Raw genomic sequence first — 21181 nt, forward strand, 5'->3', positions numbered from 1 at the left:
ATGCCGGTCCTGGTGATCACGGGTACGAACACGGAGGTCGGCAAGACCGTCACGACGGCCGCCGTCGCCGCGGCGGCCCTCGCGGCGGGGCGGTCGGTGGCCGTGCTCAAGGCCGCGCAGACGGGCGTACGGCCCGACGAGCGCGGTGACGCCGACGAGGTGGCGCGGCTCGCGGGCCCCGTCACGGCGGCCGAACTCGCCCGCTACCCGGAGCCGCTGGCGCCGGGGACGGCGGCCCGGCGGGCCGGGATGGCGCCGGTGCACCCGCAGGACGTCGCCGAGGCGGCGGCCAAGCTGGCCACCGAGCACGATCTGGTGCTGGTCGAGGGCGCGGGCGGGCTGCTCGTCCGCTTCGACCCGGCGGGCGGCACGCTCGCCGACGTGGCCGCGCTGCTCGGGGCGCCGGTGCTGCTGGTGGCCTCGGCGGGCCTGGGCACGCTGAACATCGCCGAGCTGAGCGCCCGCGAACTGCGGCGCCGGGACGTGGAGTTGGCGGGCGTGGTGATCGGCAGCTGGCCCGACGAGCCCGACCTCGCCTGCCGCTGCAACGTCGCGGACCTGTCCGAGGTCTCCGGTGCCCCGCTGCTCGGCGCGGTCCCGGAGGGCGCCGGGTCGCTGGACCCCGCGGCGTTCCGCACCGCGGCGCCCGGCTGGCTGGCGCCGCGGCTGGACGGGTCGTGGGACGCGGAGGCGTTCCGGGTGCGGCAGGCGCCGGCGCCGGGACGGTAGCCGCGGGCGTGTGCCGGTGCAGGTGCACGCGGCCGTGTGCTCTCGTGAGGGTGTACGTGGACGTGTGCCCGTGAGGTGTACGCGGGCCTGTGCCGGTGAGGGTGCATGGGGGCCGTTCCGGGGGACAATCCCCGAAGGAGCAGTCCGCCCTCAGGGAGGTCCCCATGCCCCTACGGTTCGCCGGTGCCGGCAAGGCGGCGCGGGATCCCGTGCACCATCCGGTGTTCGCCCGCTGGTACGCCCGGGCCAGTGTGGCCGCCGAGACCCGGATCGGCATGGCGGGGGTGCGCGACCGGCTGCTCGCCGGGCTGTCCGGGCGGGTCCTGGAGGTCGGGGCGGGCAACGGCCTGAACTTCGCCCACTATCCGTCGGGGGTCGCGGAGGTCGTCGCCATCGAACCCGAGCGGCTGCTGCGGCAGTTGGCCGTGGAGGCCGCCCTGCGCGCCGAGACGCCGGTGGACGTGGTGCCCGGTGCCGCGGAGGCGCTGCCGGTCAAGAGCGAGGGCTTCGACGCGGTGGTGCTGTCACTGGTGCTGTGCAGTGTGCGGGACGTGCCGCGGGCGCTCGGCGAGGTGCGGCGAGTGCTCCGGCCGGGCGGTCAGGTGCGGTTCTTCGAGCACGGCCGGGGCGGCGGGCGGGCGATGCGGCTGACCCAGCGGGCCCTGGACCGCACGGTGTGGCCGCCGCTGACCGGGGGCTGCCATGTGGGGCGCGACCCGGTCGCCGCGCTGCGGGACGCGGGGTTCGAGCTGGGGCCGTACCGGCGGCTGATGATGCCGGAGAAGGGTCCGGCCCTGCCCGCCTCGTACTGCGTGCTGGGCACCGCCTGGCGGCCCGCCGCACCGGACACCCCCTAAGGGGAGTCTCCCCGGGCCGCCGCTACCGGCACCACTGGCGCAGTTCGCGCGCGATGTCGGGCAGCGACGCCTCGCCGTTCTTGACCAGCCGGGCCAGGTCGCGGACCTGCTCGGGCGAGGTGACGACCTTGAAGCCGCTGGCCACCAGGTAGGCGTAGGCGACCGCGGAGGCGAACAGGGCGTTGGAGCGCTCCAGCGCGGGAATGTGGATCAGCTGCTGGAGCAGGGCGGCGGCGCGGGTGTGCGGGGTGTCGTAGACGGGGACGTCGAATATCTCGGCCTGGTGCCGGGCGACCGCGGCGACGAGCGCGCCCCAGTCGGTGACCTGTGGGTCTCCGGGGGTCTTGCGCTCGGCGAGCATCAGCAGCCAGGCGAGGTCGATGCGCACGTCGCTCAAGGGATCAGCGACCGCCCTCGCCGAGGCCGCCCTCGCCACGGCCGCCTGCGCCGCGAGCGTTCTCGCCGAACTCGTCGGCGAACACCTTCTCGTACTGCTTCATGAAGTCGGCCGCGGCCTCCACGAAGGTGTGCCCGACCTCCCCGGTGTCCTGCCGGACGAGCTCCTCGATGTAGCGGTTCACGCTCATCCCGCGGGCGAGGGCGCGTTCGCGGGCGGCCCGGGCCGTGTCCTCGTCCACCCGCACGTTCAGCTGGGTCTTCGCCATACCTCGACGCTAGCGCCGGGGCGCTAGCACCGGCAAGGGCGCCCGACCCGCACCGATGGGGATACCGGGTGTGCGCCGGATCACATTACGCTCGACCAGGACAAGGAAGTCCGTCCGTCCCCGAGCTAGGAGGCAGCCTTGTCCACATCTGCGGAGCACACCCCGGTGCCGGTGTCCGCCGACGGGGTCGCGGCCCGCGCCCGCGGGCTGACCAAGGCGTACGGCTCCGGTGAGACGGCCGTGGTCGCCCTGCACTCGGTGGACGTGGACATCGTCCGCGGACGGTTCACGGCCGTCATGGGTCCCTCGGGTTCCGGGAAGTCCACGCTGATGCACTGTCTGGCCGGGCTCGACACGGTCACGGCCGGGCAGGTCTGGCTCGGCGGCACCGAGATCACCGGTCTGAAGGAGCGGGAGCTGACCCGGCTGCGGCGGGACCGGATCGGGTTCATGTTCCAGTCGTTCAACCTGGTCCCCACGCTGAACGCGCTGGAGAACATCACCCTGCCCATGGACATCGCGGGCCGCAGGCCCGATCCGCGGTGGCTGGACCAGGTCATCGACACGCTGGGGCTGCGGGACCGGCTGACGCACCGGCCGGCCGAGCTGTCGGGCGGGCAGCAGCAGCGCGTCGCCTGCGCGCGGGCGCTCGCCGCCCGACCGGAGCTGATCTTCGCGGACGAGCCGACCGGCAACCTGGACTCACGGTCCGGCCTCGAGGTGCTGGGATTCCTGCGGGAGGCCGTGGACGACCTGGGGCAGACCGTCGTCATGGTCACCCACGACCCGGGCGCCGCCGCCCACTCCGACCGGGTGCTGTTCCTCGCGGACGGCCGGATCGTCGACGAGATGGCGCGGCCGACGGCGGAGTCCGTGCTGGAACGGATGAAGCGCTTCGACGTCATCCGGGCCCCGTCCGAGCGCTCCCCCGGCGCCGACGGCGCGCCCGGCTCCGGCGCGGCCTCCGACTCCGGCCGGCCCGTCGGCTCCGGACCGACTTCCGACGAGGACTGACCCCGTGCTCAAGGCAACGCTCAGGAGCTTTCTCGCGCACAAGGGGCGGCTGCTGCTGTCGGCGCTCGCGGTAGTGCTGTCCGTGGCGTTCGTCGTGGGCAGCCTGATCTTCTCCGACACCGTCAGCCGTACGTTCGACCGGCTGTTCGCCTCGACGGCGGCCGACGTCACCGTCAGCCCGAAGGAGACCCTCGACGAGGCGGTGCCCTCGGGGATGACGGCCACCCTGCCCGCCGCGCTCGCCGACCGGGTCGCCCGGATCGACGGAGTGGCCGCGGCGCGCGCGGAGGCGGAGGTGCCGAACCTCACGGTCGTCGACGACCGCAACGAGTCCGTCAGCCCCACGACCGGCGCCCCCACCATCGGCACCGCCTGGCAGCCCACCGACCGCAGCCCCGTGGAGCTCACCTCCGGGCGCGCCCCGCGCGGCCCCGGCGAGATGCTGCTCGACGCGGAGACCGCGAACCGCGCGGGCGTCGCGATCGGCGACACGCTGACCGTGATCGCGCCGCCGGGCTCGTTCAGGACGCGCGTCGTCGGCATCGTCACCTTCACCACGACCAACCCGGGCGCGGCCCTGCTGTTCGTGGACACGCCGACCGCGCGGACCAAGCTGCTCGGCGACCCGGCCGCGGCCACCGCCATCACCGTCGACGCGGCGCCCGGGGTGAGCGACGCGACGCTCAAGCAGCGGGTGGCCGCCGCGCTCGGCGCCGACCGCTACGACTACCGGACCGCCGATGAACAGGCCCAGTCGGACGTCGAACAGCTGGGCGGGTTCCTCGACGTCATCAAGTGGGTGATGGTCGGGTTCGCGGGGGTCGCGGTGCTCGTGGGCGTGTTCCTGATCGTCAACACCTTCTCCATGCTCATCGCCCAGCGCACCCGCGAACTCGGCCTGCTGCGCGCGCTCGGCGCCGACCGGCGGCAGGTGCGCCGCTCGGTGCTCACCGAGGCGCTGCTGCTCGGGCTGGCCGGCTCGACGCTGGGCCTGGTCACCGGTATCGCGCTGGCGGCCGGGCTGATCGAGCTGATGGGCCTGATCGGCATGAACATCAAGGCCACCGAGATGGTGATCGGCTGGGGGACGCCGGTGACGGCGTACGTCGTCGGGGTCGGCGTCACCTTCGTCGCGGCGTATCCCCCCGCCCGGCGCGCGGCGGCCGTGTCGCCGATGGCGGCGCTCTCGGACGCGGAGGTCGCCGGGGTGGGCCGGCCACTGCGGGTGCGCGCGGTGGTGGGCGCGGTCGTCGGCGCGGCCGGGGCGGCGGCGCTCGTGGGGTGCGTGGCGTCGTCCGAGACGGGGTCGGCGGCCTCGCTGCTGGGGCTCGGGGTCGTTCTGACCCTGATCGCGACCGTGATCGCGGGGCCGCTGCTGGTCCGGCCGGTGATCCGGGTGCTCGGCGCGGCGTTCCCGGCGCTGTTCGGGCCGGTCGGGCGGATGAGCCAGCGCAACGCGCTGCGCAATCCGCGCCGTACGGGGGCGACGGCGGCGGCGCTGATGGTCGGGCTCGCGCTGGTCGGCGGGATGTCGGTGGCCAGCGCCTCGATGACCGAGTCGTTCGACCGGCAGATCGACAAGACGCTGGGCGCCGACTTCGTCGTCCAGAACACCAACTTCACGCCCTTCCCCCGGGAGGTCACCGACGCGGTGCGGGCCACGGAGGGCGTCGGGCTCGTGGTGCGCGGGACGTTGGTCCCGATCGCCGTACGGCTGCCGGACGGCGACCGGTTGGCGACGACGGCCGCGGGCTACGACCCCCGGCTGGACGAGGTCGCCAACATCACCTACGCGCGGGGCGACACGGCGGCGGCGCTCGCCGACGGGCGGCTGGCGATGGACGTGGACTTCGCCCGCGACCACGGGGTGCGCGTCGGCACCGAGCTGCCCGTGGAGTTCCAGGGCGGGCGGACGGCCGAGCTGACCGTGGGGGCGCTGACCGACCAGGACGCCCCCGAGGGGTTCGGCACGACGGGCGCGATCTACTTCGGGCGGGGCACGGTCGAGCGGTACGCGCCGGGCGGCCAGGACGCCGCGGTCTATGTGAACGCCGCCCCGGGCACCGACGTCGACGATCTGCGCCCGGCGCTGGAACGCACGCTCGACCCCTATCCGCAGGTGCAGGTGCGGGACCTGGCCGACTACAAGCAGCTGGTCCGCGACCAGATCGCCGTCCTGCTCTACCTCGTCTACGCCCTGCTCGGGCTGGCGATCATCATCGCGGTGCTCGGCGTGGTCAACACGCTCGCGCTGTCGGTGGTCGAGCGGACCCGGGAGATCGGGCTGCTGCGCGCGATCGGGCTGGGGCGGCGGCAGTTGCGCCGGATGATCCGGCTGGAGTCGGTGGTGATCGCGGTGTTCGGCGCGGTGCTCGGGCTCGCCCTCGGCCTGGTGTGGGGCCTGTGCACCCAGCAGGTGCTGGCGTTGCAGGGCATGACGGCACTGGCGATCCCGTGGACCACGATCGTGGCGGTCGTGGTGGGTTCGGCGGTGATCGGTGTGGTGGCGGCGCTGCTCCCGGCGTTGCGCGCGTCACGTATGAACGTGCTGGCGGCCATCGCGCACGAGTGATGGAATCGTGGCTGATACATCCAAGTCTTCGACGGCTGAGGAGAGTTCATGCCGCGCCCGTTCCGTTTCGGCGTCAACCTGCTGACCCCCGCGCCCGCCGCCGAGTGGCGGGCCAAGTGCCGCCGGGCGGAGGAACTGGGCTACGACGTGCTGCTCGTCCCGGACCATCTGGGCATGCCCGCGCCGTTTCCCGCGCTGGTGGCGGCGGCCGAGGCGACCGAGCGTCCCCGCGTGGGCACGTTCGTGCTCAACACGGGTTTCTGGAACCCCGCGCTGCTGGCCCGCGAGGTGGCCACGACGGACGCGCTCACCGGCGGCCGGCTCGAACTCGGCCTGGGCACTGGCTACGTCCGGGCCGAGCACGAGACGGCCGGGCTGCCGTGGGGGTCCCCCGGTGAGCGGGTGAGCCATCTGCAGCGCACGGTCGAGGAGCTGGACCGGCTGCTCGGCTCCGACGACCACCGGCCCCGGCCGGTCCAGCGGCCCCGGGTGCCGCTGCTGATCGGCGCTGGCGGCGACCGGATGCTGCGGCTCACCGCGAAGCACGCGGACATAGCCGCCTTCACCGGGGCGCGGGCGGTGCCCGGGAGCACGACCGGTGAACTGCTGCCGGTGACGGCCGAGGAACTGGACGAGCGCGTGGCGCTGTACCGGCGCGTCGCCGCGGACCGCGCGGAGCCCGCCGAGCTGAACCTGCTGATCCAGCACGTCGCCGTCACGAAGGACCCCGAGGCGGCCCTGCGGCCCTTCCTGCCGCACGTCCCCCACCTGAGCCTCGAGCAGGCCCTGGCGCTGCCCGTCGTCCTGGCCGGCACCGAGGAGGAGATCACCGAACGCGTGCTGGCCCTGCGCGAGCGGTACGGCTTCTCCTACCTGACGGTCCTGGAGCCGGCCATGGAGGCGTTCGCCCCGGTGATGGCGGGGTTGCGGGGGCGGTGAGCCCGGCGGCTGGCGGGGGCTGCCGCACGAGCGTCCGGATGCCGGAATGTGCCGTCCCGCGCGGTGCCGCGTGATGGGATGGGCGTCATGACTGACCTGCGGATACGGGCCGCGACGGCCGATGACCTCGATGCGGTGCTCGCCTTCTGGAAGATCGCCGCCGAGGGGACGAGCATCAGCGACGACCGGGACGGGGTGGAGCGGCTGGTCGCGCGGGATCCGGAGGCGTTGATCCTGGCCGAGCGGGCGGGTGAGCTGGTGGGCACGGTGATCGCCGGGTTCGACGGGTGGCGGTGCCATCTGTACCGGCTGGCGGTGCGTCCCGAGCGGCGGCGGCAGGGCATCGGCGCGGCGCTGCTCGCCGCGGCCCAGGAGCGGTTCGTACGGCTCGGGGGGCGCCGCGCGGACGCGATGGTGCTGACCCGGAACGAGACGGCGCACCACGCCTGGCAGGCTGCGGGGTACGCGCCGCAGGAGCAGTGGCGGCGGTGGGTGAAGCCGTTGACCGAATCCTGACCGATTCCCCGAGTCTTTTGCCGGTCCTTTACCATTGGAGGATCACTCGGTCCTCCAATGAAAGGTGTGAACGTCCGCCCATGGGCGAGCCTCCCAGTACCCGACATCGCGCGATCCTCCAGGCCCTGGCCGACCATGGGACGGAGGTGACCCGATGATCGAAGTGCTCCTCCTGCTGGTGGCCGTCCTGCTGTCACTCGTCTGCGGCGCCTTCGTCGCGGCGGAGTTCTCGCTGACCACCGTCGAGCGCGGCGAACTGGAACAGGCCGTGGAGCGCGGCGAGCGCGGCGCGGCCGGCGCGCTCAAAGCCGTGCGGAACCTGACCTTCCAGCTCTCCGGCGCGCAGCTCGGCATCACCGTCACCAACCTGGTCGTCGGCATGCTCGCCGAGCCGTCGGTCGCCCGGCTGATCGCGAGCCCGCTGCGGGCCGTCGGCGTCTCCCGGACCGCCGCGTCGTCGATCGCCCTGGTGCTCGGTACGGCGCTGTCGACGGTGTTCCTGATGGTCGTCGGCGAGCTGGTGCCCAAGAACTGGGCGATCTCCTCGCCGCTGGCCGTGGCCAAGCGGGTGGGCAACGCGCAGCGCTGGTTCAGCGCGCTGTTCCGCCCCTTCATCACCCACCTCAACAACACCGCCAACCGCGTGGTGCGCCGCTTCGGCATCGAGCCCGCCGAGGAGCTGGCCTCCGCGCGCGGACCGCAGGAACTCGCCGCGCTCGCCCGGCACTCCGCCCGCGAGGGCGCGCTGGAGCCGGACACCGCCGAGCTGTTCGTCCGCACTCTGAACCTGGCCGACCTGACCGCGGAGAACGTGATGACGCCCCGCGTGCAGGTCATCGCCCTCGACGCGCAGGCGACCTGCGAGGACGTGGCGAACGCGACCCGGGCGACCGGCCTGTCCCGGTTCCCGGTCTACCGCGGCAGCCTCGACTCGGTCGTCGGCACCGCCCACATCAAGGACGTCCTGGCCGTCCCCGCCGAGCGGCGGCCACGGGTGCCCGTCTCGGAGCTGATGCGCGAGCCGCTGCTGGTGCCGGAGACGCTGACCGTGGACCGGCTGCTGGACCGGCTGTCCGGCAAGCGGACGATGGCCGTGGTCATCGACGAGTACGGCGGCACGGCGGGCGTGGCCACCCTGGAGGACATCGTCGAGGAGGTCGTCGGCGAGGTCCGCGACGAGCACGACCCGCACGAGACGCCCGACCTCGCCCCGGTCGGCACCGACGAGCACGGCCACGCGCTGTATTCGGCGGACGGCGCCGCCCGGATCGACCAGCTGGCCCGCGTGGGCCTGCGCGCACCGGACGGGCCGTACGAGACGCTGGCGGGCCTGGTCGCCACCGAGCTGGGCCGCATCCCCACCGCCGGGGACGTGGTGCAGGTCGTCGGCTGGCGGATGGAAGTGCTGGACGCCGCCGGGCGCCGGGCGGCGCGGGTGCTGCTGCGCGCGCCGCTGGACGACGAGAAGGGTCTGGGCGACGACGAGAAGGGGGCGCGGGCATGACCGCCGTACAGCTGCTGATCGGTCTGGCGACCCTGGTCGTCAACGCCTTCTTCGTCGGCGCCGAGTTCGCGCTGATCTCCGTGCGGCGCTCGCAGATCGAGCCGTACGCCGAGCAGGGCGACCGGCGTGCCAAGAGCGTGCTGTGGGGTCTGCAGCACGTGTCCGCGCTGATGGCGGCGGCACAGCTCGGGATCACGCTGTGCACGCTGGTGCTGGGTGTGGTCGCCGAGCCGGCGATCGCGCATCTGCTGGAGCCCGCCTTCCACGCGATGGGCGTGCCGAGCGGTGCCGGACACGCGGTGTCGTTCGTCATCGCGCTGAGCCTGGCGACGTATCTGCACATGCTGCTGGGCGAGATGGTGCCGAAGAACATCGCCCTCGCCGAGCCGGTGCGCAGCGCGCTGCTGCTGGGGCCGCCGCTGGTGACGCTGTCGCGGGCGCTGCGTCCGGTGATCTTCACGATCAACGCCTTCGCGAACGGCCTGCTGAAGCTGCTGGGCATCCACACCCGCGACGAGGTGACCTCGACGTTCTCGGACGCCGAGCTGGCCCGGCTGGTCAAGGACTCCGGTGCGGCCGGGCTCATCGACGACCGGGCGCAGGAGCGGCTGCGCGACGCGCTGGAACTGGGCCGGCGGCCCGTGCGCGATGTCGTCCTGCCGCTGGAACGCGTGGTCTACGCGCGCGTGGGCGTCACCCCGGAGGAGCTGGAGGGCCTGTCGGCCGAGTCCGGCTTCTCCCGCTTCCCCGTGGTCGACGAGGGGCGGCGGATCGTCGGCTACCTCCATGTGAAGGACGCCCTGGACGCCTCCCCGCGCGATGTGCCGTTCCGGCTGCGCGACATGCGGTCCATCGCGCGCGTACGGGAGACGACGCCGCTGGACGACGTCCTCACCGCCATGCGCCGCAGCCGCACCCACCTGGCGGCCGTCCTGGGCACCGACGGGCGGCTGGCGGGCCTGGTGACGATGGAGGACGTGCTGCGGGAGCTGTTCGGGCAGCGGGCGGGGGAGGTCTGAGACGCCGCGTGAGTGTGCGGTGACGGGTGAGGGCGGCCCACCCGGCCCGGATGACGGATACCGGGCGGGAGGTGCCGGGGCGGCGGCTGCCGGGTGCCGGGTGACTGCTGACGGCTGCCGCGGGGCGGCGACGGGTGCCGGGCGCGGGTGCCGGGTGAGGCGTGACGGCTGTTCGGGTGCCGGGCGGCGGCGACGGCTGCCGCGGGGCGGTGACGGGTGCCGGGCGGCGGCGACGGCTGCCGCGGGGCGGTGACGGGTGCCGGGCGCGGCTGCCGGGTGAGGCGTGACGGCTGTCGGGGGACCGACCGACGGGTATGTGCTTCGGGATACCATCTGTGACGCCATGCAGACGAATCCCCCTCCCACGCACACCAGCCTGGTCGCGGTCGGCGACTCCTTCACCGAGGGCATGTCGGACCTGATGCCCGACGGGACCTACCGGGGCTGGGCCGATCTGCTCGCGGCCCGGATGGCCGCCCGCTCGCCCGGCTTCCGGTACGCCAACCTGGCGGTGCGCGGCAAGCTGATCGGGCAGATCGTGGACGAGCAGGTCGGCCCGGCCGCCGCGCTGGGCGCCGATGTGATCACCCTGGTCGGCGGCCTCAACGACACCCTGCGGCCCAAGTGCGACATGGGCCGGGTGCGGGGCCTGCTGGAGGAGGCCGTGGAGCGGCTGGCACCGGCCTGCAAGCAGCTGGTGCTGATGCGCAGCCCGGGCCGGCAGGGCCCGGTGCTGGAGCGGTTCCGGCCGCGCATGGAGGAGCTGTTCGCCTGCGTCGACGAGCTGGCCGCCCGGCACGGCGCCCTCGTCGTCGACCTGTACGGGGCGCCCTCCCTGGCCGACCCGCGGCTGTGGGACGTGGACCGGCTGCATCTGACGGGCGAGGGGCACCGCCGGGTCGCCGAGGCGGTCTGGCAGACCCTGGGCTACGAGCCCGAGGATCCGGACTGGCACGTCCCGCCCCCGCCCACCGCGCCGCCCGGCTGGGTGGCCCGCCGGATCGCCGACGTCCGCTTCACCCGGCAGCACCTGCTGCCGTGGATCGGCCGCCGCCTGACCGGCCGCTCCTCGGGCGACGGCCGCCCGCCGAAGCGCCCTGCGCTGCTGCCGTACGAGACGGCCGACGAGCTTGGCACCTGAGGGCGGTCGCGGTGCCGGCCGGCGAGGCGGGCGGCGCCGCCGTGGCCATACGCCCCGCGTGATGGGCGTCTCGTAGGTTCCACCCAAGGCTCCCGTGGCGCTGGCCTGCACGAACCACCAGTAAACTCTGGACACGTGACTTCAGCGCCCGCCAAGCCCCGCATCCCCAACGTCCTCGCCGGACGGTACGCCTCCGCCGAGCTCGCCACGCTCTGGTCGCCCGAGCAGAAGGTGAAGCTGGAGCGTCAGCTCTGGCTCGCCGTGCTGCGGGCCCAGAAGGACCTCGGGATCGAGGTGCCGGACGAGGCGATCGCCGACTACGAGCGCGTCCTCGACACCGTCGACCTCGCCTCCATCGCCGAGCGCGAGAAGGTCACCCGGCACGACGTGAAGGCGCGGATCGAGGAGTTCAACGACCTCGCCGGGCACGAGCACGTGCACAAGGGCATGACCTCCCGTGACCTGACCGAGAACGTCGAGCAGCTCCAGATCCGGCTCTCGCTGGAGCTGATGCGCGACCGCACGGTCGCCGTGCTGGCCCGCCTCGGCAAGCTGTCCGCCGAGTACGCCGAGCTGGTCATGGCCGGCCGCTCCCACAACGTCGCCGCGCAGGCCACCACCCTCGGCAAGCGCTTCGCGACCGCCGCCGACGAGCTGCTGGTCGCCTACGCCCGCGTCGAGGAGCTGCTGGGCCGCTACCCGCTGCGCGGCATCAAGGGCCCGGTCGGCACCGCCCAGGACATGCTGGACCTGCTCGGCGGCGACGCGGCCAAGCTGGCCGACCTGGAGGGCCGGATCGCCGCCCACCTCGGCTTCGGCCAGGCCTTCACCTCGGTCGGCCAGGTCTACCCGCGCTCCCTCGACTACGAGGTCGTCACCACGCTGGTGCAGCTGGCCGCCGCGCCGTCCTCGCTGGCCAAGACGATCCGTCTGATGGCCGGGCACGAGCTGGTCACCGAGGGCTTCAAGCCGGGCCAGGTCGGCTCCTCGGCGATGCCGCACAAGATGAACACCCGCTCCTGCGAGCGCGTCAACGGCCTCATGGTCATCCTGCGCGGCTACGCCTCGATGACCGGCGAGCTGGCGGGCGACCAGTGGAACGAGGGAGACGTGTCCTGCTCGGTGGTGCGCCGGGTCGCGCTGCCGGACGCGTTCTTCGCCCTCGACGGCCTGCTGGAGACGTTCCTGACCGTGCTCGACGAGTTCGGCGCCTTCCCGGCGGTCGTGGCGCGTGAGCTGGACCGCTACCTGCCGTTCCTCGCCACCACCAAGGTGCTCATGGGCGCGGTGCGCGCGGGCGTCGGCCGTGAGGTCGCGCACGAGGCCATCAAGGAGAACGCCGTCGCCTCCGCGCTCGCCATGCGCGAGCAGGGTGCCGAGCGCAACGAACTCCTCGACAAGCTGGCCGCCGACGAGCGCATTCCGCTGGACCGCGCCGAGCTGGACGCGCTGATGGCCGACAAGCTGTCCTTCACGGGCGCCGCCGCCGACCAGGTCGGTGCCGTGGTCGGCCGGATCGAGGAGATCGTGAAGCAGCACCCGGAGGCCGCGGGCTACACCCCGGGAGCGATCCTCTGACCCGCTTCACCCCGGCGGAACTGGAGGCCGCCCGCGACCGTCTCGTACCGGACGTCGTCGCGGACGGTCTCCGCGTTCTTTTCTGCGGCATCAACCCGGGCCTGATGTCCGCCGCGACCGGCCACCACTTCGCCCGCCCGGGCAACCGCTTCTGGCCGGTGCTGCACCTGTCCGGGTTCACACCGCGGCAGCTGAAACCCGCCGAGCAGCGGGAGCTGCTGTCCTACGGGCTCGGCGTCACCAACGTGGTCGCGCGGGCGACGGCCCGGGCGGACGAGCTGAGCGCGGAGGAGTACCGCGAGGGCGGGCGGCGGCTGGCGCTCAAGGTGGCGCGGCTGCGGCCGAGGTGGCTGGCGGTGGTGGGCGTCACCGCGTACCGCACCGCGTTCGACGACCGCAAGGCCCAGGTGGGGCCGCAGGAGCGGGTCATCGGGGACACACGGGTGTGGGTGCTGCCCAACCCCAGCGGGCTGAACGCCCACTGGACGGCGCGGACGATGGCGGAGGAGTTCGCCCGGCTGCGGGTCGCCGCCGAGGAGTGACGCGGTCTCGGCTCAACCGGGCGCGGTCTTCCTCCAGAGCGGGAGCGATTCCCCTCCGGGGGGCGGTTCCGGCTCAGGGCGGGTCCGTGTCCGTGACCACCGCCAGCAGCCGTATCGCGTCCGCCGGGTCCCGGTCGGCGACCGCGACGGCAACCCAGCGGCCGGTGCCGTCCGCCTGCCAGACGTACGCCTCGTCGGTCAGATGGCTCAGGCTCGCCCACGGCTCCGGTATCTCCTCGCCGCGCAGGCCGCGCACCCGCAGGGTCAGCATGCCCCACGGCCGCACCGCTCCCCACCGCTGGTGCAGCCGCTGGGCGACGGCCTCCTTGCAGGCGCCGGCGTCGTCGGCCGTACGCTCCCGGTGCGCCTCCTCCCCCTCCCCCGTGTGCAGTTCCGCCATGAAGTAGCCCGGGCCCGCCCGGCCCACGTCCGACCAGGCGTGCCGCGCGGGGAAGGGGCGCAGGCACAGCCGGTCGATCGTGTCCAGGCACCGTGCGATGTCCATACGGCCAGTAAACCCGCCACCACTGACAATTGGCGTGGCGTCAGGCGTCCCGCCGCCGCACGCTCCACGCTCCCGCGGCCACCGCGGCGCCGGCCCACAGCGCGGTCACCGCGAGTCCGGTCCACGGCCCGAGGGTTCCTTCGGGGCTTGTGTACAGGACGACTTGGCCGGCGCGGTCGGGCAGGTACTCGGGCAGGCCGCCCGCCGCACTCCCGATGACGAACGACACCACCAGCAGCAGCGGCACGAGGATGCCGAGCGCGCCGACGGCGCTGCGCAGCAGGGCCGTCAGGCCGGCCGCGAACAGGGCCATGAGCGTGAGGTAGAGGCCGCAGCCGACGACGCCGCGCAGTTGCTGCCCCGCGGTGAGCCCGTCCGCGGCGGAGCCCATGCCCGCGCGGGCCACCGCCAGCGAGACGGCGCCGGTGACCAGTCCGACGAGGAAGGCCGGTACGGCGACGGCGGTGAGCTTGGCCGTGAACCAGCGGCCCCGCCGGGGCACCGCGGCGAAGGCGAGGCGCAGTCCGCCGCCGGAGAGTTCGGAGGAGACGGCGAGGGCGCCGAAGGCGACGGCCGCGATCTGTCCCGGCCCGATGCCGAGGAAGGCCGTGAACAGCGGGTCGAACTCGGGGGCCGAGGTGGAGCCGCCGGCGGCGATCGCGGAGAACGCCGTCGTCACCGCGAACAGCGCGACGAGGGTGCCGTGGAGCGAGCGCAGGGTGCGGATCTTCAGCCACTCCGCGTGCAGGACGGGGGTGAACGCCATGGTCAGGCCTCCTGGGGCTGGGCGGTGAACTCGGTCTCGGTGGCGGTCAGGTCGAGGTAGGCCTGCTCCAAGGTGCCCTCCTCGGCGGTCAGTTCGAGGACGGGCAGCCGCGCCTCGGCGAGGAGGCGGCCGATGTCGTCCACGCGCGCGTGCCGCACGCTCCACCCGCCGTGCTCGCTCGGGGCGGCCTCGAGGCCGTGCCGGGCGAGCAGGTCCCGCAGCGCCGCGTCGTCGGTGGTGCGCACCCGGACGCGGGGCCGTACGCGCGCGTCGATGAACTCCCGCATCGGCAGGTCGGCCAGCAGCCGTCCCCGGCCGAGGACCACCAGGTGGTCGGCGAACGACGCGGTCTCGTTCATCAGATGGCTGGAGACGAGGACGGTGCGGCCCTCGTCGGCGAGCCGGCGCAGCAGTCCGCGGATCCAGACGATGCCCGCCGGGTCCAGGCCGTTGGACGGTTCGTCGAGCATGACCACGGCCGGATCGCCGAGGAGGGCCGCCGCGATGCCGAGCCGCTGCCGCATTCCCAGCGAGTACGTCCTCACCCGGCGGCGGGCGGCGGTGGCCAGGCCCGTCTCCTCCAGCACCTCGTCCACGCGGGAGACCGGGATGCGGTTGCTCGCGGCGAGGACGCGCAGATGGTCGCGGCCGGTGCGCGCGCCGTGCGCGGCCTGGGCGTCGAGCAGGGCGCCGACCTCGCGCAGCGGCTCGCGCAGTGCGGCGTAGGGGCGGCCCCCGACGGTCGCGGTGCCGGAGGTCGGCCGGTCGAGGCCGAGGACGAGCCGCATGGTGGTGGACTTCCCGGCGCCGTTGGGGCCGAGGAAGCCGGTGACGCGGCCGGGTTCCACGGTGAACGTGAGGTGGTCGACGGCGCGCCGGGTGCCGTACTCCTTGGTGAGGTCTCGGACGTCGATGCTGGTCATGGCCTCAGCCTGGCCGCCGCGCCCGGTGCCGGGCCTCCCCTGCGCGGGGAGATCGTCTCCCCCGCCCGGGGGAGGTCCGTTGTCGGTGGCGGCTGGCACGATGAGGCGATGGTCCGCTTTCTGCGCCCGCTGCTGCGCGGGACGACGTACACGCGCCTGCTGCACTTGTGGGTTCCGGTGCTGCTGGTCAGCGTGTGGTTGTTCGTCGACATGGCGCGCCCGTGGCTGCCCGCGCTGCTGCTGGTGCCGGTCGGGCTGGTCCCGGCGGTGCGGCGCGGCGAGGGGCTTCAGGCGCGGTTCATGCTGACGCCGGACGAGACGGACTCGGGGATCTCCACTGCGCCGTCGGCGACCTGGGGCGACCGGCTGCGGACCGTGCTGTGGCTGGAGATCCGGATGGTGCTGGGTGCGGTCACCGTGGCCCTCAGTGTCTGGATGCCGGTCCTCGCGGTCGACCTGGCCGCGGCGTCGCTCGGCCGGACGCCGTACGACAACCCGCTGCTGCCGGTCGACGAGCCGCACTGGGGGTATGCCGCCCTGGTCCCGCTCCCGTTGCTCGTGCTGGCCGCGGCGGTGGTGGGGCTCGGCGAGCTGGTCACCGCGATCGCGCGGTGGCTGCTCGGGCCGTCGGCGGCCGAGCGGCTGGCCGCCCTGGAGGAGCGCACCGAGCGGTTGCTGGAGCGGACCCGGATCGCGCGGGAGCTGCACGACTCCATCGGGCACGCGCTGACGGTGGCGGTGGTGCAGGCGGGCGCCGCGCGGGCGGCGGGCGATCCGGCGTTCACGGACCGGGCGCTCGGCGCGATCGAGGAGACCGGGCGGGCCGCGCTGGAGGACCTGGACCGGGTGCTGGGCATCCTGCGCGAGGCGGAGCGCCCGGTGAGCGGCCGTCCGACGCTCGTGGAGGCGGACCGGCTGCTGGAGTCCGCGCGGGCGTCCGGGACGAAGGTGGACGCGGAGTTCTCCGGGCCGCTGGCGCAGGTGCCCGGGCCGGTCTCCCGGGAGGGTTACCGCATCCTCCAGGAGGCGTTGACGAACGTGCTGCGGCACGGGGACGGCGTCCCGGCGCGGGTGCGGGTCGCGGTCGCGGACGGCCGGCTCGACCTGGAGGTCCGCAATCCGCTGCCGGCGGCGATACCGGGGCCCGGCCGGGGCAGCGGGCTGCGCGGGATACGGGAGCGGGCGGCGCTGCTCGGCGGCCGGGCGCACACGGGACCCCACGACGGAGACTGGCAGGTGCACGTCGAGCTGCCGCTGGGCTGATCTACGCTGGGCGCGTGGAGCCGATCACCGTTCTCCTGGTCGACGACGAACCGCTCGTCCGCGCGGGCCTGCGCGCCGTGCTGGAGGCGCAGCCCGACCTGGAGGTGGTCGGGGAGGCCGCCGACGGGGCCGCGGTGATCCCGCTGGTGCGGCAACTGCGGCCCCACGTGGTCGCGATGGACGTACGGATGCCGCTGCTGGACGGGATCGAGGCCACCCGCGCGGTGCTGCGGACGGTGCCGGACCCGCCGAAGATCCTCGTGGTGACGACGTTCGAGAACGACGAGTACGTCTACGACGCGCTGCGCGCGGGTGCCGACGGGTTCCTGCTGAAGCGGGCCCGGCCGGCGGAGATCGTGCACGCGGTGCGGCTGGTCGCACAGGGCGAGTCGCTGCTGTTCCCGGCGTCGGTGCGGCGGCTGGCCGCGGAGTACGGCGACGGGGGCGGGAACGCGGCGGCCCGGGCCGCGCTGGAGCGGGCGCGGTTGACCGAGCGGGAGGCGGAGGTGTTGCGGCTGATGACGCGGGGACTGTCGAACGCGGAGATCGCCGGGCAGCTCGTGGTCGGCACGGAGACGGTCAAGTCGCATGTCAGCGCGGTGCTGGCGAAGCTGGGGGCGCGGGACCGCACCCAGGCGGTGATCGCGGCGTACGAGTCGGGGTTCGTCTCGCCGGGCTGACCGGACGGCGGCGGATGCCGGCGGCCGTGCCGGGCGGGGCGCTCTCGGGGCCGGGGGGCGCTCGCCGGGGTGGGCGGCGCCGAGTACGATCCGGCCAACACGCGCACGAGCTGGGAGGACGGGACGTTGGCGGGGCTGACCGGCGGGGATCCCTCGCTGCTGCGAAGGATCAATTCCGCGGTGGTGCTGCACGCACTGCGTGCCACGGACTGCGCGACGCTCACCGAGATCACCCGGATCACCGGACTGTCCCGGCCGACCGTCGAGGGCGTCGTCGAGGGGCTCATCGAGGCCGGTCTGGTCGTCGAGAAGGCCGCCGAGGAGGGCGCCGCCCGGCGGCAGGGTCGGCCCGCGCGGCGGTTCCGGTTCCGCGCCGAGGCCGGTCATCTGCTGGGCCTGGAGATCGGGCCGCACCGGGTCGCCGCGCTCCTGTCCGACCTGGACGGCAAGGTGCTCGGCGCGCAGGCCAAGGACGTCTCCGAGACAGCGCCGGCGGACGAGCGGCTGGAACGGCTGCGCTCGGTGGTCGCCGAGCTGCTGCGCCGGGCCGGGGTCGCCCGCGGGTCGCTGCGCGCGGTCGGGGTGGCCACGCCGGGGATCGTCGAGGCGGACGGCACGGTCCGGCTGGGAACGGCGCTGCCGGAGTGGACGGGGCTGCGGCTCGGCGAGCGGCTGGGGCGGTCGTTCAAGTGCCCGGTGCTGGTGGAGAACGACGCCAACGCGGCGGCCGTCGCCGAGCACTGGAAGGGCGCCGCCACCGAGTCCGACGACGTGGTGTTCGTGCTGGCCGGGCTGAGCCCGGGCGCCGGTTCGCTGATCGGCGGGCGGCTGCACCGCGGGTACGGCGGGGCGGCCGGGGAGATCGGCGCGCTGCATCTGCTGGGCCGGGAGGCGACGCCGGAGACGCTGCTGTCCACCACGGACGAGCCGCTGCATCCGCTGGACGAGCAGCAGGTCGCCGAGGTGTTCGCGCGGGCCCGCGAGGGCGATCAGCGGGCCCGCGCGGCGGTCGACCGGTTCATCCAGCGCCTGGTGCACGACGTGGCCGCGCTGGTCCTGGCGCTCGATCCCGAGCTGGTGGTGATCGGCGGCTGGGCGGCCGGTCTGGACGGCGTGCTCGACCCGCTGCGCCGTGAGCTGGCCCGCTACTGTCTGCGCCCGCCGAAGGTCGCCCTGTCCCTCCTCGGCGAGGCCGCCGTCGCCATGGGCGCCCTCCGCCTCGCCCTCGACCACGTGGAGGAACAGCTCTTCGCGGTGGAGGGCACGGTGACGGCCCGCCGCTGACGGGCGGCCCCGTTCACGCCGCCGGACACGGGCCCGGTCCGGGTGCCGGGACCGCGTGGTCTTTCAGGAAGCCCGGCGTTCCGAGTCCTGGTGGATCTCGACGGTGCCCGAGTCGCCGAAGGTGAGGCGGCAGGTGTCGGCGCGGTAGGTGGAGACGGAGAGGGCGGCGGTGCGGCCGGCGGCGGCGTAGCGGGTGGTGACGACGAGGACGGGGGCGCCCGGGAGCCGGTCGAGTTCCTTGGCGTCGTCCGCGCGGGCCGAGCCCAGCTCCACCGCGCTGTCGCGCCCTTCCAGCTCCAGCCGGTGCAGTTCGCGCAGCACCGCACGCGCGCGGGCGGGGCCGGACGGGGCGTCGATGGCGGTCAGGTCGGGGACCGACGCGGCCGGGACGTAGAGCAGTTCCGCGGCGACCGGCTGGCCGTGGGACATCCGGGTGCGGCGGACGGTGTGCACGGGCTCGTCGCGGCCGGTGTCCAGGGCGTCGGCGACGGCGGCGGGCGGGACGGCGGTGACGCAGTCGACGGCCTGCCAGGCGTCGTCACCGGGCGCGCCGGGCCAGGAGTGCTGCTCGGTGCCGACGGCGACCCCGACGCGCGGCGGCGCCACGGTCGTCCCGACGCCGCGGCGGCGCTGCAGCCGGCCCTCCAGTTCGAGCTGTTCCAGGGCCTGGCGGAGGGTCGCGCGGGCGACACCGAACCTGGCGGCGAGTTCCCGCTCGTTGGGCAGGATCTCGCCGACGGAGAACTCGGAGTCCAGTGCCTCGGTGAGCACGGTCCTGAGATGCCAGTACTTCGGTTCCGGCACCGATTCCAGCTGCGTGGTCCCCACCCTGTCCTCCGCAATCGCCGGTGTTCCCGCGGCGTTTTAGCGCCCTTGTTTATTAAAGGTTGTTGCACTTGTCTGCGACCATAGGGCGGCCCCCACCCTTGGTCAAGACCAATCCTCGATCCCCCGAGCGGCGCACGGGCGCACGGGCGAGGAGCGTTCACGAGACGTTCGTACGGCGCGCCGGTGACACGACGGCGAAGCCCCCGTCGCGCGACGGGGGCTTCATGGACGGTACGGGGCCCGGTCAGTCGCCGGGCGGGAGGGACCGCAGCTTGTCGGGGTTGCGGATGATGTAGACGGACTGGACGCGCCCGTCGAGGACGTCGACCTGGAGCACGGAGTCGACCCGGTCGCCGTCCAGCACGACGACGGCCGGACCGCCGTTGATCTCCGCGGGCCGGAAGGACACCGGGCCGCGCTGCTCGGCGGCGCCGATGAGGAAGCGGCCCACCTTGCCGGCGCTCTCGATGACCCGCAGCGGGGCCCGGGACTTGCCGCCGCTGTCGCCGACGAGCCGGACGTCGGGCGCGAGCAGGGCCATCAGCCCGGTCAGGTCGCCCTCGGCGGCGGCGGTGAGGAAGCGCTCGGTGAGGTCGCGGCGCTGGGCGGGGTCGACGTCGTAGCGGGGCCGGCGTTCGTCGACGTGCTTGCGGGCGCGGGCGGCCATCTGCCGTACGGCCGGCTCCCCGCGGTCGAGGAGGGCGGCGATCTCGGCGTACGGGTAGCCGAAGGCCTCCCGGAGGACGAACACCGCGCGTTCCAGGGGGGACAGAGACTCCAGGACGACGAGGACGGCGAGGGAGACCGAGTCGGCGAGGACGGCGCGCTCGGCGGCGTCCGGAACGGTGTCCTCGTAGGCGGTGACGTACGGCTCGGGCAGCCAGGGGCCGACGTAGGTCTCGCCGCGTGCCTTGATCTGGCGGAGCCGGTCGATGGCGAGGCGGGTGGTGACGCGCACCAGGTAGGCGCGCGTTTCGCGCACCGCGCTCCGGTCGGCGCCGGCCCAGCGCAGCCAGGTGTCCTGGACCACGTCCTCCGCGTCGGCGACGCGGCCGAGCATGCGGTAGGCGACTCCCAGGAGGAGGGGGCGGTGCTCTTCGAAGAGGTCGGTGGCGGTGTCGGTGGTCACGGCATCCATCCCAGCCGACCGCGCGCGGTGGTGTCCAGGCGAATTCCGGTGCGGTGCGCGGGAGATGCGCGGGACGTGCGCGGGGCGCGCGTGCGGGCGCGGCCGGGAGCACCCGGGGGCTACCCGTCGGTAGTAATTGCTGACAAGGTGTCTACGCGATATCGATGTCCCCCGGCGCTACCCCGAGGAGCAGTATGTCCGCCACCGTCTCCTTCAAGGTCCCCACGCCCTCCGGGCCACGGCCGATGACCGTGTCCTACGCGCGCGAGGGCGACGGCGAACCATTGCTTCTGCTGCACGGCATAGGCCACCACCGGCAGGCCTGGGACCCGGTGATACCCGTGCTGGCCAAGGAGCGGGACGTGATCGCCGTCGACCTGCCCGGGTTCGGCGCGTCCCCGGCGCTCCCGGACGGGCTGGCGCACGACCTGCCGACGATGACCGCCGTGCTGACGGCACTGTGTGCGGCGCTGGAGCTGGAACGGCCGCATGTGGCGGGCAACTCGCTGGGCGGTCTGCTGGCGCTGGAGCTCGGCCGCGCGGGGCTGGTCCGTTCGGTCACGGCGCTGTCCCCGGCCGGTTTCTGGTCGGAGGCCGAACGGCGGTACGCCTTCGGGGGGGGGGGGGGGGGGGGGGCGGGGGGCGGGGGGGGCCCCCCCCCCGGGGGGGGGGGGGGGGCGGGCCGGCGGGGGGGGGGGGGCGGGGGCGCCCCCCCCGCCCCATCACG

General features: G+C 74.3%; 21 protein-coding genes and 1 pseudogene. 15 read left to right on the top strand and 7 right to left on the bottom strand.

The genetic code is table 11. The features are described 5' to 3' along the window. Both bioD and ACIG0D_RS31105 read left to right on the top strand, forming a co-directional pair. Window positions 1-729 carry a dethiobiotin synthase gene (bioD, locus tag ACIG0D_RS31100; protein ID WP_399807522.1) on the top strand — a complete coding sequence of 243 codons (729 nt, stop codon included), beginning with the start codon at window positions 1-3 and terminating at the stop codon, window positions 727-729. A gap of 164 nt (window positions 730-893) precedes the next feature. Then, window positions 894-1586 (top strand): class I SAM-dependent methyltransferase, encoded by a 693-nt coding sequence (locus ACIG0D_RS31105; protein ID WP_399807524.1) that lies wholly within the window; start codon window positions 894-896, stop codon window positions 1584-1586. Between the two features lie 22 nt (window positions 1587-1608). On the opposite strand, the gene ACIG0D_RS31110 is transcribed toward ACIG0D_RS31105, so the two are convergent. Both ACIG0D_RS31110 and ACIG0D_RS31115 read right to left on the bottom strand, forming a co-directional pair. Then, window positions 1609-1983, bottom strand: a complete 375-nt coding sequence (locus ACIG0D_RS31110) for a fic family toxin-antitoxin system, toxin component (RefSeq protein ID WP_399807527.1) — start codon at window positions 1981-1983, stop codon at window positions 1609-1611. A gap of 4 nt (window positions 1984-1987) precedes the next feature. Next, window positions 1988-2251, bottom strand: a complete 264-nt coding sequence (locus ACIG0D_RS31115) for a toxin-antitoxin system HicB family antitoxin (RefSeq protein WP_399807529.1) — start codon at window positions 2249-2251, stop codon at window positions 1988-1990. A 138-nt stretch (window positions 2252-2389) separates the two neighbouring features. Here ACIG0D_RS31115 and ACIG0D_RS31120 point away from each other — a divergent pair, with 138 nt between their 5' ends. From ACIG0D_RS31120 to mug, 9 genes are all read left to right on the top strand, one after another. After that, window positions 2390-3265: an ABC transporter ATP-binding protein gene (locus ACIG0D_RS31120; RefSeq protein WP_399807531.1), complete on the top strand. Its 876-nt coding sequence runs from the start codon at window positions 2390-2392 to the stop codon at window positions 3263-3265. 4 nt (window positions 3266-3269) lie between these two features. After that, window positions 3270-5837, top strand: a complete 2568-nt coding sequence (locus ACIG0D_RS31125; protein ID WP_399807535.1) for an ABC transporter permease — start codon at window positions 3270-3272, stop codon at window positions 5835-5837. 48 nt (window positions 5838-5885) lie between these two features. Further along, entirely contained in the window at window positions 5886-6776 is an 891-nt protein-coding gene (locus tag ACIG0D_RS31130) for an LLM class F420-dependent oxidoreductase (protein ID WP_399807537.1), read from the top strand. A gap of 87 nt (window positions 6777-6863) precedes the next feature. Beyond that, entirely contained in the window at window positions 6864-7292 is a 429-nt protein-coding gene (locus tag ACIG0D_RS31135) for a GNAT family N-acetyltransferase (RefSeq protein ID WP_399807540.1), read from the top strand. Window positions 7293-7446: 154 nt separating this feature from the next. Then, window positions 7447-8796, top strand: a complete 1350-nt coding sequence (locus ACIG0D_RS31140) for a hemolysin family protein (protein WP_399807542.1) — start codon at window positions 7447-7449, stop codon at window positions 8794-8796. Beyond that, entirely contained in the window at window positions 8793-9815 is a 1023-nt protein-coding gene (locus ACIG0D_RS31145) for a hemolysin family protein (protein WP_399807545.1), read from the top strand. The genes ACIG0D_RS31140 and ACIG0D_RS31145 overlap by 4 nt, the downstream gene beginning before the upstream one ends. Before the next feature lie 343 nt (window positions 9816-10158). Beyond that, window positions 10159-10956, top strand: coding sequence for an SGNH/GDSL hydrolase family protein (locus tag ACIG0D_RS31150; protein ID WP_399807547.1), 798 nt, complete (start codon window positions 10159-10161; stop codon window positions 10954-10956). A 135-nt stretch (window positions 10957-11091) separates the two neighbouring features. Continuing rightward, entirely contained in the window at window positions 11092-12534 is a 1443-nt protein-coding gene (gene purB / locus ACIG0D_RS31155; RefSeq protein WP_399807549.1) for an adenylosuccinate lyase, read from the top strand. After that, complete coding sequence (gene mug, locus ACIG0D_RS31160; protein WP_399807582.1) at window positions 12531-13076, top strand: G/U mismatch-specific DNA glycosylase; 546 nt, start codon at window positions 12531-12533, stop codon at window positions 13074-13076. Before purB ends, mug begins: the two co-directional genes overlap by 4 nt. Window positions 13077-13149: 73 nt before the next feature. Here the strand turns inward: mug and ACIG0D_RS31165 are convergent, their stop codons facing one another. The 3 genes from ACIG0D_RS31165 to ACIG0D_RS31175 are packed head-to-tail and all read right to left on the bottom strand — an operon-like array spanning window position 13150 to window position 15270. After that, window positions 13150-13581 carry a hypothetical protein gene (locus ACIG0D_RS31165; RefSeq protein WP_399807551.1) on the bottom strand — a complete coding sequence of 144 codons (432 nt, stop codon included), beginning with the start codon at window positions 13579-13581 and terminating at the stop codon, window positions 13150-13152. Window positions 13582-13621: 40 nt separating this feature from the next. Beyond that, window positions 13622-14347 carry an ABC transporter permease gene (locus ACIG0D_RS31170; RefSeq protein WP_399807554.1) on the bottom strand — a complete coding sequence of 242 codons (726 nt, stop codon included), beginning with the start codon at window positions 14345-14347 and terminating at the stop codon, window positions 13622-13624. 2 nt (window positions 14348-14349) lie between these two features. Beyond that, window positions 14350-15270: an ABC transporter ATP-binding protein gene (locus ACIG0D_RS31175; RefSeq protein ID WP_399807556.1), complete on the bottom strand. Its 921-nt coding sequence runs from the start codon at window positions 15268-15270 to the stop codon at window positions 14350-14352. 108 nt (window positions 15271-15378) lie between these two features. Here ACIG0D_RS31175 and ACIG0D_RS31180 point away from each other — a divergent pair, with 108 nt between their 5' ends. The 3 genes from ACIG0D_RS31180 to ACIG0D_RS31190 all read left to right on the top strand — a co-directional run bounded on the left by ACIG0D_RS31180 (window position 15379) and on the right by ACIG0D_RS31190 (window position 18497). Then, window positions 15379-16533 (top strand): sensor histidine kinase, encoded by a 1155-nt coding sequence (locus ACIG0D_RS31180; protein WP_399807559.1) that lies wholly within the window; start codon window positions 15379-15381, stop codon window positions 16531-16533. Between the two features lie 14 nt (window positions 16534-16547). Beyond that, window positions 16548-17213 carry a response regulator gene (locus ACIG0D_RS31185; RefSeq protein WP_399807562.1) on the top strand — a complete coding sequence of 222 codons (666 nt, stop codon included), beginning with the start codon at window positions 16548-16550 and terminating at the stop codon, window positions 17211-17213. Window positions 17214-17339: 126 nt separating this feature from the next. Further along, window positions 17340-18497, top strand: a complete 1158-nt coding sequence (locus tag ACIG0D_RS31190; protein WP_399807564.1) for an ROK family transcriptional regulator — start codon at window positions 17340-17342, stop codon at window positions 18495-18497. A 63-nt stretch (window positions 18498-18560) separates the two neighbouring features. Here ACIG0D_RS31190 and ACIG0D_RS31195 read toward each other — a convergent pair whose 3' ends face one another. Then, a complete protein-coding gene (locus tag ACIG0D_RS31195; RefSeq protein WP_399807567.1) occupies window positions 18561-19325 on the bottom strand; it encodes a GntR family transcriptional regulator in 765 nt (254 codons plus the stop codon). Window positions 19326-19569: 244 nt separating this feature from the next. After that, complete coding sequence (locus ACIG0D_RS31200; protein ID WP_399807569.1) at window positions 19570-20454, bottom strand: RNA polymerase sigma-70 factor; 885 nt, start codon at window positions 20452-20454, stop codon at window positions 19570-19572. A 194-nt stretch (window positions 20455-20648) separates the two neighbouring features. On the opposite strand from ACIG0D_RS31200, the pseudogene ACIG0D_RS31205 reads away from it, so the two are divergent. Beyond that, window positions 20649-21071: pseudogene (locus tag ACIG0D_RS31205) on the top strand (alpha/beta fold hydrolase); the annotation flags it as partial. Window positions 21072-21181 lie beyond the last annotated feature (110 nt).

The organism is Streptomyces sp. NPDC052773, assembly GCF_044547145.1.
In the GTDB taxonomy this organism is placed as follows: domain Bacteria; phylum Actinomycetota; class Actinomycetes; order Streptomycetales; family Streptomycetaceae; genus Streptomyces.